This is a genomic window from Pseudomonas sp. TH34, assembly GCF_016650865.1.
GTDB lineage: Bacteria > Pseudomonadota > Gammaproteobacteria > Pseudomonadales > Pseudomonadaceae > Aquipseudomonas > Aquipseudomonas yamanorum.
This window is the reverse complement of the sequence record NZ_JAEKFB010000020.1, coordinates 717627-729182: the sequence shown is the minus strand read 5'-3', so window position 1 is coordinate 729182 and position 11556 is coordinate 717627. Positions and strand designations below refer to the sequence as shown.

At 61.5% G+C, this 11556-nt stretch carries 13 protein-coding genes; 6 read left to right on the top strand and 7 right to left on the bottom strand.

Annotated features, from left to right (window positions below):
* Nucleotides 1–42 precede the first annotated feature (42 nt).
* From JFU58_RS16750 to JFU58_RS16730, 5 genes are all read left to right on the top strand, one after another.
* Complete coding sequence (locus tag JFU58_RS16750; protein ID WP_201141227.1) at nucleotides 43–951, top strand: LysR family transcriptional regulator; 909 nt, start codon at nucleotides 43–45, stop codon at nucleotides 949–951.
* 132 nt (nucleotides 952–1083) lie between these two features.
* Entirely contained in the window at nucleotides 1084–1494 is a 411-nt protein-coding gene (locus JFU58_RS16745) for a type II toxin-antitoxin system HicB family antitoxin (protein ID WP_003212074.1), read from the top strand.
* A 22-nt stretch (nucleotides 1495–1516) separates the two neighbouring features.
* Nucleotides 1517–1849, top strand: a complete 333-nt coding sequence (locus JFU58_RS16740) for a hypothetical protein (RefSeq protein ID WP_201141225.1) — start codon at nucleotides 1517–1519, stop codon at nucleotides 1847–1849.
* Between the two features lie 89 nt (nucleotides 1850–1938).
* On the top strand, nucleotides 1939–2421 hold the full coding sequence (locus JFU58_RS16735; protein ID WP_177070746.1) for a methylated-DNA--[protein]-cysteine S-methyltransferase: 483 nt from the start codon (nucleotides 1939–1941) through the stop codon (nucleotides 2419–2421).
* Nucleotides 2422–2529: 108 nt separating this feature from the next.
* On the top strand, nucleotides 2530–2955 hold the full coding sequence (locus JFU58_RS16730) for a low affinity iron permease family protein (protein ID WP_201141219.1): 426 nt from the start codon (nucleotides 2530–2532) through the stop codon (nucleotides 2953–2955).
* A 55-nt stretch (nucleotides 2956–3010) separates the two neighbouring features.
* Here the strand turns inward: JFU58_RS16730 and JFU58_RS16725 are convergent, their stop codons facing one another.
* The 6 genes from JFU58_RS16725 to JFU58_RS16700 all read right to left on the bottom strand — a co-directional run bounded on the left by JFU58_RS16725 (nucleotide 3011) and on the right by JFU58_RS16700 (nucleotide 9092).
* Complete coding sequence (locus tag JFU58_RS16725) at nucleotides 3011–3538, bottom strand: DUF4142 domain-containing protein (RefSeq protein ID WP_201141200.1); 528 nt, start codon at nucleotides 3536–3538, stop codon at nucleotides 3011–3013.
* A 212-nt stretch (nucleotides 3539–3750) separates the two neighbouring features.
* A complete protein-coding gene (locus JFU58_RS16720) occupies nucleotides 3751–5082 on the bottom strand; it encodes an MFS transporter (protein ID WP_201141198.1) in 1332 nt (443 codons plus the stop codon).
* 59 nt (nucleotides 5083–5141) lie between these two features.
* Nucleotides 5142–6080 (bottom strand): hydroxymethylglutaryl-CoA lyase, encoded by a 939-nt coding sequence (locus tag JFU58_RS16715; RefSeq protein WP_201141196.1) that lies wholly within the window; start codon nucleotides 6078–6080, stop codon nucleotides 5142–5144.
* The gene (locus JFU58_RS16710) at nucleotides 6077–7270 is read right to left on the bottom strand and encodes a CaiB/BaiF CoA transferase family protein (RefSeq protein ID WP_201141194.1); all 1194 of its coding nucleotides are present in this window, start codon (nucleotides 7268–7270) and stop codon (nucleotides 6077–6079) included. Before JFU58_RS16710 ends, JFU58_RS16715 begins: the two co-directional genes overlap by 4 nt.
* Before the next feature lie 235 nt (nucleotides 7271–7505).
* On the bottom strand, nucleotides 7506–8417 hold the full coding sequence (locus tag JFU58_RS16705) for a LysR substrate-binding domain-containing protein (RefSeq protein ID WP_201141192.1): 912 nt from the start codon (nucleotides 8415–8417) through the stop codon (nucleotides 7506–7508).
* Complete coding sequence (locus JFU58_RS16700; RefSeq protein WP_201141190.1) at nucleotides 8418–9092, bottom strand: NAD(P)H-binding protein; 675 nt, start codon at nucleotides 9090–9092, stop codon at nucleotides 8418–8420.
* Nucleotides 9093–9207: 115 nt separating this feature from the next.
* Between JFU58_RS16700 and JFU58_RS16695 the strand changes: the two genes are divergently transcribed.
* Entirely contained in the window at nucleotides 9208–10395 is a 1188-nt protein-coding gene (locus JFU58_RS16695) for an MFS transporter (protein WP_201141188.1), read from the top strand.
* On the opposite strand, the gene yiaY is transcribed toward JFU58_RS16695, so the two are convergent.
* Complete coding sequence (yiaY, locus tag JFU58_RS16690) at nucleotides 10362–11510, bottom strand: L-threonine dehydrogenase (protein WP_093200850.1); 1149 nt, start codon at nucleotides 11508–11510, stop codon at nucleotides 10362–10364. The two genes, JFU58_RS16695 and yiaY, sit on opposite strands and share 34 nt — an antisense overlap.
* Nucleotides 11511–11556 lie beyond the last annotated feature (46 nt).

Here is an 11556-nt window from a genome sequence, read left to right as displayed (position 1 = left end):
GACCAATACCGATTTCGAACCGATCAATACCCTGGGGCCAGGATGCTCGACCTACGCAAGCTGCGTTACTTTCTGACCGTCGCCGAAGAATTGCACTTCGGCCGCGCCGCCCTGCGCCTGCACCTGGCCCAGCCGCCGTTGACCCGGCAGATTTCCGCGCTGGAGGCTGAGCTGGGGTTTCGCCTGTTCGACCGCACCAGTCGCACGGTTTCGCTCACGCCTCAGGGCCGCTCGTTCCTGCCCTACGCACGGGCGGTGCTGGAGCAGGTCGACCTCGCCGAGGTCATCGCCGGCAAACTGGCCGCAGGCGCCGCCGGGCAGTTGGCGCTGGGTTACGTCAGTTCGATTGCCCTCTCGGACTTGTTCAGCCAGGCGATTCAAGCCTTCGCCCAACGCTTTCCCGATGTGCAATTGACGCTGGTGGAATGCGCCTCCGGCAGCCTGGGCGCACAGGTGGCTGATGGGCGCCTGGATATCGGCTTGAGCCGGTTACTGCCCCAGGAAGGTCAGACTGAGGTGCAAGCGTTGTCGTTGGGTGAGGAGCGGCTGGTGGCGGCGGTGTCGAGCGACAGCCCGTTGGCCAACCAGGCCGAGGTCAGCCTGGCGCAGTTGAGTGGGTATCCGTTGATTCTGTTTCCAGCCGATTATGGCTCGGGGCTTAACCAGTCCATTGAACAGCTATATCGGCATAAGGGTTTGCCACTGCGGGCCGGGCCGTCGGGGCGGCAAATTACCTCGATCATTGCACTGGTGGCGGCGGGACAAGGTGTGGCGCTGGTACCGGAATGTACTCAGAGTTTGATGAATAAGGGCGTGACGTATCGGCCGTTGGTGGATTCAGATGCGTACGCGCAACTGCTTGTTCTTACGCGTGCTGATGGGCGGAGTTTAATGGTCACGGCGTTTCTGACCGTGATTGATGAATTGTTACAAGCTCGTAAAGATGCCTAATAGCTCCAATCAGTAGATACCCCGTACATTTCCTACCCATCAGCGGGAAAAGTCGGCCGTCTCAAATGGTAGGTACGGCGTTGAGAACTCAAAATTGGTGGTTATAGTGAACACCCTTTTGAGGGCACAAACATGCTGTACCCAATCGCAATTTCAACCGGTGACGAGGACCATGCCTGGGGTGTGGAAGTCCCGGACATTCCCGGTTGCTTCTCAGCTGGAGATGATCTGGACGACGCCATGGCCATGGCCCGCGAAGCGATCGAAGGCCACTTCGAGATCCTCGCAGAAGACGGCGCGCCCATTCCTACAGCACAGAAAGTCACCCTCCATGCCGCTAACCCGCAATATGCCGGCTGCACTTGGGCCGTGGTGGATATTGATGTCACCAAGTACCTGGGCAAGGCACAGAAACTCAACATCACGTTGCCCGGCTACCTGCTGAACCGCATTGACGAATACGTCCTGCATCATCCGGAAGAAAAAAGCCGCTCGGGCTTTCTTGCGTCTGCTGCCCTCAAGGTGTTGCAACAAGACCGGTGACGGCACTTAAAGGAACCGTTCAATGCTCCCTCCCGCACAACGCACTCCAAAACCCGTACTGCGCAAAGTACTGGGCTGGGTGCTGATCGCGCCTCTGCTGCTCTCGTTTCTCAGGCTGCCCTTTCCGCTGGGACTTGTGTTGGTGCTGGCGTCCATCACGGCCTCCGTTTATGGCGTCCGTTTTGCCCAACTGCATGCCAGCCGACGTGTAACCGTATTTGCCGTGATCATCACGCTGTTCAACATCGCTTCATTTTTTGTCATTGGTACGGCATCGGTACTCAAGGCGCTGTACTGGTTCTCGTGGCTTTACGGGTATCCGTATTACGCCGATTGGGTTTACTGGAACCTCTAAGTCGTTCGCGAATTCGACCGCAAGAAACGTAGTTCCACCATGGGCCGGCCTATCTACAGTAGAGCCATACCCACTCAAGGAGTCCGACCATGTCCTATGAATACAAATACATGCCCTCCCCCGTCGGCCAACTGACCCTCGTGGCCCGTGGCGGAAAGCTCACCGCCATCCTCTGGGAAAAAGAACGCCCTAACCGTGTTCGCCTGGGTGCCCTGCAAGAGGCCAATAACAGCCCGGTGTTGCAGGAAACCGAGCGGCAGTTGAACGAGTATTTCGCCGGTACCCGCAACCGTTTCGAGCTGGAACTGGACTTTGCCGGCACCGACTTCCAGAAGAAAGTCTGGCAGGCGCTGTTGACCATCCCGTTCGGGGAAACCCGCAGCTACAGCCAGATTGCCGCACAGATCGGTAACCCCAAGGCAGTGCGTGCCGTCGGCGCAGCCAACGGGCGCAATCCGATTTCGATTGTCGCACCGTGCCACCGGGTGATTGGTGCCTCGGGCGGGCTGACCGGGTTTGCCGGCGGGCTTGAGGCCAAGCAGTATCTGCTGGAGCTGGAGGAGCACGCCTGAATCCCGGCAAAACTGTATAACTTTGTTCAATCCCTCAATTGTAAAAAGAAATTTCAGCGCACGCCTGCGGTCAGTATTTTCATCACCCACCCTTTAAGGAAAACGGTTATGAAATTCTCCGCCATCTCTCAATCCCTGTCCCGCTGGGCAGGCAGCGCCCGCACGTTCTACGCGGCGGTGGGGTTGATCCTCCTGTGGAGTTTGAGCGGGCCTTATTTCCACTACAACGACACGTGGCAGCTGATCATCAACACCTCCACCACCATCATCACCTTCCTGATGGTGTTCCTGATCCAGAACACGCAAAACCGCGACAACGATATTTTGCATATCAAGATCGACGAGTTGCTACGCGCCACCAAGGACGCACAAAACGCCGTGTTGAGCCTGGACGGCATGGACCGCAAGGAACTGGAGAAATTACGCAAGGAATACAAGACCATTGGGGATAGCGAAACCATCACCGTCACCACACTGGTGACCGAAACACCGACTGACGGTGACCGCCCCAAGACGGACTTTAACCAGGCATAAAAAAACGGCGGCTGGAGTGATCCAGCCGCCGTTTTTTATGAAGTACTCAACGCAATCAACCGTCGCCTTGGTGACCTTTACCGTAAGTCGACGCCAACGCCCGGGCTTTCTCCAGGCGTTCTTCCAACTTGGGCAGGGTCTCATCCACCAGGGCCTTTATTTCAGGAATGTCAGACTCGGCACCTTCCTGCTTGAACAGGGCGATCGCGTCTTCATTGGCCTTGACCTGCTCGGCGGTGTAGGCGGCGTCAAACGAATCGCCGTCCTTGAGCTCGGGCATCAACGATTCGGCCTTGTCGACGATCTTGTCCCGTGGGGCCACCGGCAAGTCGAGCTTCTTGGCAATGGCCGCCAGGTGCTGATTGGCCAGGGTGCGTTCATTGATGACTTCGATGGTGTAGTCCTTGATTTCCTGGGACGACGTCTTGGCGTGTGCCATGCGGCTGGTCTCGATATCGGCCATGCCCTTGGCCGAAGCCTGCTCGATGAAATCGGCAGGCGACTGGGCGAAAGCACTATTGGCGCCGAGGCCCAGCAGCATCGCGAAACTGGCGGTGCGTAACCGGATAACCATGCGGCTCATGATGGGTTCCTCCAAGTAATAAACAGGTGCAGGGAAACGAGCCCCGCTCTGAATCTGAATTTTCAGGGCGATAAAGGTTTAGAAAAAACTTGCCAGTGCGACGAACGGTCTTCAGGTCTTGCTGCCAAACGGGTCCGACAATGCTCCCTGCACCTGCCCATTCAACCACTGCAACGCCGGGTCTCCACCCGGCGTGGCTCACTGCCAGCTGATCAGCGCTTGTCGAGGGTGCGCAGCTTCTGCGGCAAGCCCCACAGCAACAGCGCCGCCGCCAGCAGTGCACACACGCCGATGACATACAGCGCCGGCGTGGTGCTGCCGGTCAGGTCCTTGATCCGGCCGACCATCACCGGGCTGACAATGCCGCCGAACTGACCCAGGGTGTTGATCACCGCAATCCCGCCCGCCGCGCCCGCGCCGGCACCGGCCAATAGCTTCGGCGGTAAGGTCCAGAAGGTCGGGATCGAGGCGATGATGCCGGCGCCCAGCAAGCTCAGGGCGACGATCAGGAACGTGGTGTGATCCGCAAAGATCCCCGCACAAAAGAACCCCACCGCCCCCAGCGCCACCAGGCCGCTGACGAACTTGCGGCGTTCGCCGGTGGCGTCCGACAAGCGTCCGATCACCACCATGCTGATAGCGCCGCAGACGTAGGGAATCGCCGTCAGCAGACCGATCATCACCGGGCTCTGGGTGCCGGCGCTGCGGATCAATTGCGGCGCCCAGAAGTTCAGGCCGTAGGACGCCACCTGGATCAGGAAGTAGATAAAGCCCAGCATCAGGAAGCCGGGAATACGCAGTGCCGCGAGCAGCGAGCCACCGCTCTTGTGGGGTTCATGCACGGCAATGCGGCTGGCCAGCAACGTCTTCTCCGCCGGGGTCAACCAGTGGGCATCCTCGATACGGTCCTTGAGCAGCTTGAGCACCAGGAAACCCAAGCCAACGCAGGGCAAGCCACCGAGCAAGAACAGCCAGTGCCAGCCGCGCATTTGCAACACACCGTCGAGGTGTTCCAGCACCAGCCCGGAGAACGGCGCGCCCACCAGACCGGCAAACGCCGACGCCAGGAACAGCATCGACGTGATGCGCCCACGGTAGTGCTGCGGGAACCACAAGGTCAGGTAATACAACACGCCCGGCGCGAACCCTGCCTCCATCGCACCGATGATGAAACGCAGGCCGTAGAACTGCCATTCGGCCGTGACGAACACCATGGCGGCCGTCGCCAGCCCCCACGACATCATGATGCGCGCGATCCAGCGGCGAGCGCCGACCTTGTACAGCATCATGTTGCTCGGCACTTCGAAGATCACATAGCCGACCACAAACAGCCCGGCGCCGAGGCCGTAGGCGGTGTCGCTCAAACTCAGGTCGGTCTGCAGCTGGAACTTGGCGAAGCTGATGTTGATGCGGTCAAAAAACGCAAACAGGTAGCAGACCATGATCAGCGGCATCAGGCGCCAGGCGACCTTGCTGACCAGGGCTTTTTCCGCATCGTGTTCAGCGGCCGGGCGCACGCCGGCCTCCAACGTATTAAGGCTCATTGTTTCTCTCCAGCGGACTGCTCGCAGGCGTCCGATTGTTTTTGTTGTCTGGTGGCGGCTTATAAGGTGGCGATGTAGGCCGGTGGCGGATGCAGGTCGCAATTGCGCCCGGCCTTGGCCACCTGGCCCGGCAATTCGTGGCCGAGCAAGGCCGGCAATTGCCGCGACATTTTCAGCAAGTGCGGCAGGTCGATGCCGGTGTGAATCCCGACTTCCTCACACAGGTTGACCAAGTCTTCGGTGCAGATATTGCCCGACGCGCCGGGAGCAAACGGGCAGCCGCCGAGGCCGCCCAACGCCGCATCAAACCTTCGCGCTCCGGCCTCGTAGGCGGCCAGCACGTTGCACAAACCCAGGCCGCGGGTGTTGTGGAAATGCAGGGTCAGGTCGCTCGCCGGAATACGCTCCAGCACACGCGTGACCAGGCGTTCGACCTGACGCGGGTTGGCCATGCCGGTGGTGTCCGCCAGGCTGATGCCCTGGATGCCCAACTCGCGGTAGGCGTCGACCCATTGCAGCACACGGTCTTCATCAATCTTGCCCTCGAACGGGCAGCCGAAAGTGGTGGCGATGCTGCCGTTGAGGCGCACCGGATAGTCGGCAGCAAAACTCACGATGTCGCCGAACGCCGCCAACGAGGCTTCGCAACGCATGCGCATATTCGCCAGGTTGTGGGTCTGGCTGGCAGACATCACCAGGTTCAACTCATCAGCCCGGGACTCGACGGCGCGCTGGGCGCCCTTGAGATTGGGGATCAAGGCCACGTAGATAATCCCGGGGCGACGGGTGATGCCCTGGAACACTTGCTCGCCATCGCGCAACGCGGGAATGGCCTTGGGTGAAACAAACGAACCGGCTTCGATCCGGGAAAAACCCGCCAGGGACAGTTGGTCGATCAACGCGATCTTATCGACGGTCTCGACCCAGGTCGGCTCGATTTGCAGCCCATCCCGGGGCGAGACTTCCTGCACGATCAGGGCATCGGAATAGCTTTTCATTGCACCACTCCCGAGGTTTTCAGACGTTGAATATCGGCCCCGCTCAAGCCCAGGTCGCCGAGGATTGCATCGGTGTGCTGGCCCAAGCTTGGGCCCTGCCAGTTCACCGCGCCGGGGGTTTCCGACAGTTTGGGCACAATGCCGGGCATCTTCACCGTGAGGCCGCCGGGCAGGTCGGCGCTGAGCAACATATCGCGGGCCTGGTAGTGCGGGTCGGCGACGATGTCAGCCACTGAATAGATGCGCCCCGCCGGCACTTCGGCGGCTTCCAGGGCGCTGAGCACCTGGTCGATGGGCAGGCTGCTGGTCCAGTGGGTGATGGCGGCGTCGAGCAGGCCGCTCTTGGCGGCGCGGCCATCGTTGTGGGCAAACTCCGGCGCTTCGGCCAGGTCGGCGCGGCCGATGGCGAGCATCAGGCGCTTGTAGATCGGGTCGCTGTTGCCGGCGATCACCACGTAGGCGCCGTCGGCGGTCAGGTAAGTGTTGGAGGGTGCGATGCCGGGCAAGGCGCCGCCGCTGCGTTCGCGCACATGGCCGAGCATGTCGTATTCCGGTACCAGGCTTTCCATCAGGTTGAACACACTTTCGGCCAGGGACACGTCGACAATCTGGCCGTCGCCCTGGCCGGTTTTGACCCGCAGCAGCGACATCAGCGCGCCGATCACGCCGTGCAGTGACGCCAGGGAATCACCGAGGCTCACGCCCACCCGCGCCGGTGGAGAATCCGGGTTGCCGGTGGTGTAGCGAATCCCGCCCATCGCCTCGCCGATGGCCCCGAAGCCCGGGCGGTCGCGGTAAGGGCCGGTCTGGCCGTAGCCAGAGATACGTACCAAGGTCAGCTTGGGATTGAGGGCATGCAGCACGTCCCAGCCCAGGCCGAGTTTTTCCAGGCCGCCGGGGCGCAGGTTTTCGATCAGCACGTCGGCGTCGCCCAGCAATTGTTTGACCAGGTCCAGGCCTTCTGCGGACTTGAGGTCCAGGGCCAGGGACTTCTTGTTGCGCGATTGCAGGTACCACCACAGCGACGTGCCTTCGTGCAGCTTTCGCCATTTGCGAAGCGGATCGCCCTGCCCCATGGCTTCGATCTTGATCACCTCGGCGCCAAACTCGGCCATCAGCCGGGCGGCGAAAGGCGCGGCAATCAGGGTGCCGATCTCGATCACCTTGATACCGCTCAGGGGAGCCGTCATGGGGTGTACCTCTTGTTCTTGGAATGTGGTCCAAGGCTAGAGGACGCAGGCAGTAGAAATCCAACCGTCAGTTGGCAACGAGCGTTCGCGAAATGCGAAGGGTCGAGGATTTTGGGCGCTCTTTAAATCGCTATCGCGGGCAAGCCCGGCTCCCACAGGGGATCGATTTTTCCCCAAACAACTCGGTCAACTGTGGGAGCCGGGCTTGCCCGCGATGAGGCCTGCAGTGTTTCGCTCAGCCCTGCTCCCGACGCAAATAATCGAACAACAGCCGGCTGACCGGCGACAGCTGCGCCTCATCACGCACCACCAGGATCAGGCTGCGATCCGACCAGGCATCCGTCAGCGGTACCGCGTGCAGCCCAAGTGCCCGGGCAAACAACTCGTAGGCCTTTTGCGGCAGGATGCCGATGCCCATGTTGGCCTGGACCATTCGGCACATGGCATCAAAGCCCGGCACATGGATCCGCAGGCGCAACACCTTGCCCGCCTCCCGCGCCGCCGCATGGGTGCGCATATTGATCGAACTGGCGGAATGCAGCCCCACGTAGTCGCTGTCCAGCGTCTCGACGAACGCCAGGGTCTTGCGCGACGCCAACGGGTGATCTGCCGGCATTAGCACCACCAGTTTGTCCCGGCGATAGGTCACGCCGGGCAGGCCTTTGGTATCGGTGTCGCTGGAGCAGATGCCCAGGTCCGCAACGCCGTCAATCACACCCTGGACCACACCATTACTGGGCCGCTCTTCCAGATCGGCCTTCACCTGTGGGTGCAGCGCGGAAAAGTCGCGCAAGTCTTCCGGAAGGAACTGAATGATCGCCGAGAGGTTCGCCAGCATCCGCACATAACCGCGCACGCCGTGGCTGTGTTCGCCCAGCTCCAGGCCCATCTTCTCGACGTTGAACAGCATCTGCCGCGCATGGTGCAGCAAGGTCTCGCCGGCGGCCGTGAGCTGCATGCCCTTGGCCTGGCGCACAAACAGGCTCACGCCCAGCACCTGTTCCAGCTCCATCAAACGCTTGCTGGCGGCCGAGACCGCAATGGCTTCGCGGGCGGCGGCGCGGGTCAGCGTGCCTTCTTCATGCACCGCCACAAACAATTGCAGGGTGATCAGGTCAAGGCGACGGACCAGGCTTTTGTGCAGCATCTAGGCGCGCTCGGTGGCCAAGCGATTGATATCGGCCTGCTCCACCACCGGCAGAGGTGCGCCGTGCCGGACGGCCGAGAGCATCGCGCGGCCAACGGTTTCAGTGCTCACTACCCAGGCCGGCCGCACATGGCGCAGCAGCGACAACAACGGGCCGACCACGGTGTAGATGGACTGGTAGAGCGGGGTTTTCGAGCGCACGCCGTGCAACGGCTGAATCACCCCGGGACGGAACAGGTACACCGCTTTGAACGGCAGGCGCAGCAACGCGTTCTCGGTCTTGCCCTTGATCCTCGCCCACATGGTTTTGCCGGTTTCGCTGCTGTCAGTCCCGGCGCCGGAAACGTAGATAAAGGTCATCTGTGGGTTGAGCCCCGCCAGGGTGCTGGCGGCCACCAGGGTCAGGTCGTAGGTCAGGTGGGTGTACTTGACTTCGTCCATGCCCACCGAAGAAACGCCCAGGCAAAAGAAGCAGGCATCGAAACCTTGCAGCAGATGCTCCAGGGGCTGGAAGTCGAACATATCGGCATGCAACACCTGGTGCAGCTTGCCGTGTTCCTGGGTCAGCGCGGTACGGCCGACGGCGACGACTTCCTGCACGTCACTGGCCAGCAGGCACTCGCGCAACACGCCTTGGCCGACCATGCCGGTGGCGCCGAATAATAGAACTCTCATAAGGTTGGTTCCTAAGCGACAAGCGGTTAGCTTCAAGCTGCCAGGTAGAGACAAACACATTAGCAGCTTGTAGCTTGCGGCTTGCAGCTTACTGCCCAACAGGATCTTTTGCCCCTTGAAAAGCACCACGACCCTCGCCATCGCCTGCAGCGCGGCCTTTCTGTCCCAGGTTGGCATCAGCAGTTACCTACCCGCCGTACCGGCAATTGCCCACGCATTGCCAGCCGCCGAGGATCAGGTGGCCCTGGCCCTGGCGGTGTATTTGATCGGCATGGCGTTGCCGATGCTGCTCTGGGGCAGCCTCGGTGAGCGCCTGGGCAGAAAGCCGGTGCTCCTGGCCGCGTTGACGCTGTACGCGCTGGCCAGTGCGGCGATTCCGTCCGCCTACAGCCTCGAATCGTTCCTCGGCCTGCGGCTGGTTCAAGGCCTCGGCGCGGGCGGTGTGTCGGTGATGGCGCGGGTGTTGGTTCGCGACAGTTTCAGCGGTGCCCTGTTGGCTAAAGGCTTGTCGTGGCTGGGGATGACATTCGTGATCGCCCTGGGCATCGGGCAGTTTGTGGGCTCGCTGTTGCAGGTGGCGTTTGGCTGGGAAGCAATCTTTTATGGGCTGGCGATAGCGGCTGTCGGTTTGATGATTACGCTGCAACGGGTGGTGTTTCCGACTTTGGAAAAAGCCGCCGGGCACATCTCGGCCTGGCGCATCTACGGCACGATCCTGCGCCATCCGGCGTTCCTGCGGCCTGCGCTGGCGGGCGGTTTGGGTTACGGCGTGATCATCGCCTTCAACACCTGCGCACCGTTGATTTTGCAGGGCCATTTTCAGTGGAGCGCCGCGCAATATGGCTGGCTCGGCTGGCCGATCAGCGGGGCGTATCTGGCGGGGGCGCTGATGGTCAATCGCCTGGTCGCCCGCACTGGGCGCCTGTCGATGATGAGTTGGGGCGTGGCGTTGGTGATGTGCGGCAGCGCGACGATGTTGCTGGGCAGTCTGTTTTCCAATGGGCTGGCGATTCTGCTGTGGCTGCCGTATTGCCTGGCGGTGTTCGGGCAGTCGATGAGTTATCCCATCAGCCTGTCGCTGGCCAATGATGAATCACCGGTGAGCGGCTCCTACGCCATGGCCTTGAGCGGTTTCATGCATCAGTTGATGGCGGCGGCGATCGGCGGCGTGGCCAGCCTGTTGGCGAGTCAGCAGGCCTGGCCGTTGGCGGTGTTGTGCGTGGCGCTGGCGGGCGGCGCACTGCTGTGCGTCGCCATGGCCAGGGCTGATCAGAACGCGCTGCGAAAGATCTCTTCAATCTGACGCTGATCCGCTCGCCGTGGGTTGGTCAGGCCGCAGGCGTCCTTCAGGGCGTTGGACGCCAGCAGCGGGATGTCCTGCAACTTGGCGCCCAGCTCCCGCAGCCCGGCAGGAATTTCCACATCCTGGGACAGGCTGCGAATCGCCGCGATGGCCGCCTGAGCGCCCTCTTCCACCGACGTCCCTTTGATGTCTGCGCCAAGGGCCCGTGCCACATGGCTCAGGCGTTCGGCGCTGACGCTGGCGTTGAAACTTTGCACATGGGGCAACAGCACCGCATTGCACACGCCGTGGGGCAGGTCATAGAGCCCGCCCAACTGGTGCGCCATGGCGTGTACGAACCCCAGGGACGCATTGTTGAAGGCCATGCCGGCAAGGAACTGCGCATACGCCATGTTCTCCCGGGCGGCCATGTCTTGGCCGTCGCGCACCGCAATCCGCAGGTTGGCGCTGATCAGTTCGATGGCCTTGATCGCACAGGCATCGGTGATCGGGTTGGCGGCGGTGGACACGTAGGCTTCGATCGCGTGGGTTAGCGCGTCCATGCCGGTGGCGGCGGTCAGGCCCTTGGGCATGCCGACCATCAGCGCCGGGTCGTTGACCGACAGCAGCGGCGTGACGTTGCGGTCGACGATGGCCATTTTCACGTGACGGGTTTCGTCGGTGATGATGCAGAAGCGGGTCATTTCGCTGGCAGTGCCGGCGGTGGTGTTGATGGCCACCAGCGGCAGTTGCGGTTTGGCCGACTGGTCGACGCCTTCGTAGTCGCCGATGTGCCCGCCGTTGGTCGCACACAGGGCAATGCCCTTGGCGCAGTCATGGGGTGAGCCACCGCCCAGGGACACCACGAAATCGCAGGCGCTCTGTTTCAACAACGCCAGGCCTTTTTCGACGTTCTCGACGTTCGGGTTGGGCTTGGCGCCGTCGTAGATCACCGAGTCGATGTCCTGCATCGCGAGTTTCTCGGCGATCATGCTGGCGACACCTGCCTTGGCCATCCCGGCGTCAGTGACAATCAGCGCCTTGCGAAAACCGTAGTTGCGAATCGCAGTCATGGCTTCGTCGAGGCAGTCGATGCCCATGATGTTGACGGATGGAATGAAGAAGGTGCTGCTCATGGTGGCAAATCCTCGAAAGTCGTTATGCCTACAGCATCGACCTCGA

What these genes read in the sequence shown, in the direction of transcription:
- JFU58_RS16750 (WP_201141227.1), top strand. Translation starts at nt 43, where the DNA reads ATGCTCGACCTACGCAAGCTGCGTTACTTTCTGACCGTCGCCGAAGAA.
- JFU58_RS16745 (WP_003212074.1), top strand. Translation starts at nt 1,084, where the DNA reads ATGCTGTACCCAATCGCAATTTCAACCGGTGACGAGGACCATGCCTGG.
- JFU58_RS16740 (WP_201141225.1), top strand. Translation starts at nt 1,517, where the DNA reads ATGCTCCCTCCCGCACAACGCACTCCAAAACCCGTACTGCGCAAAGTA.
- JFU58_RS16735 (WP_177070746.1), top strand. Translation starts at nt 1,939, where the DNA reads ATGTCCTATGAATACAAATACATGCCCTCCCCCGTCGGCCAACTGACC.
- JFU58_RS16730 (WP_201141219.1), top strand. Translation starts at nt 2,530, where the DNA reads ATGAAATTCTCCGCCATCTCTCAATCCCTGTCCCGCTGGGCAGGCAGC.
- JFU58_RS16725 (WP_201141200.1), bottom strand. Translation starts at nt 3,538, where the DNA reads ATGAGCCGCATGGTTATCCGGTTACGCACCGCCAGTTTCGCGATGCTG.
- JFU58_RS16720 (WP_201141198.1), bottom strand. Translation starts at nt 5,082, where the DNA reads ATGAGCCTTAATACGTTGGAGGCCGGCGTGCGCCCGGCCGCTGAACAC.
- JFU58_RS16715 (WP_201141196.1), bottom strand. Translation starts at nt 6,080, where the DNA reads ATGAAAAGCTATTCCGATGCCCTGATCGTGCAGGAAGTCTCGCCCCGG.
- JFU58_RS16710 (WP_201141194.1), bottom strand. Translation starts at nt 7,270, where the DNA reads ATGACGGCTCCCCTGAGCGGTATCAAGGTGATCGAGATCGGCACCCTG.
- JFU58_RS16705 (WP_201141192.1), bottom strand. Translation starts at nt 8,417, where the DNA reads ATGCTGCACAAAAGCCTGGTCCGTCGCCTTGACCTGATCACCCTGCAA.
- JFU58_RS16700 (WP_201141190.1), bottom strand. Translation starts at nt 9,092, where the DNA reads ATGAGAGTTCTATTATTCGGCGCCACCGGCATGGTCGGCCAAGGCGTG.
- yiaY (WP_093200850.1), bottom strand. Translation starts at nt 11,510, where the DNA reads ATGAGCAGCACCTTCTTCATTCCATCCGTCAACATCATGGGCATCGAC.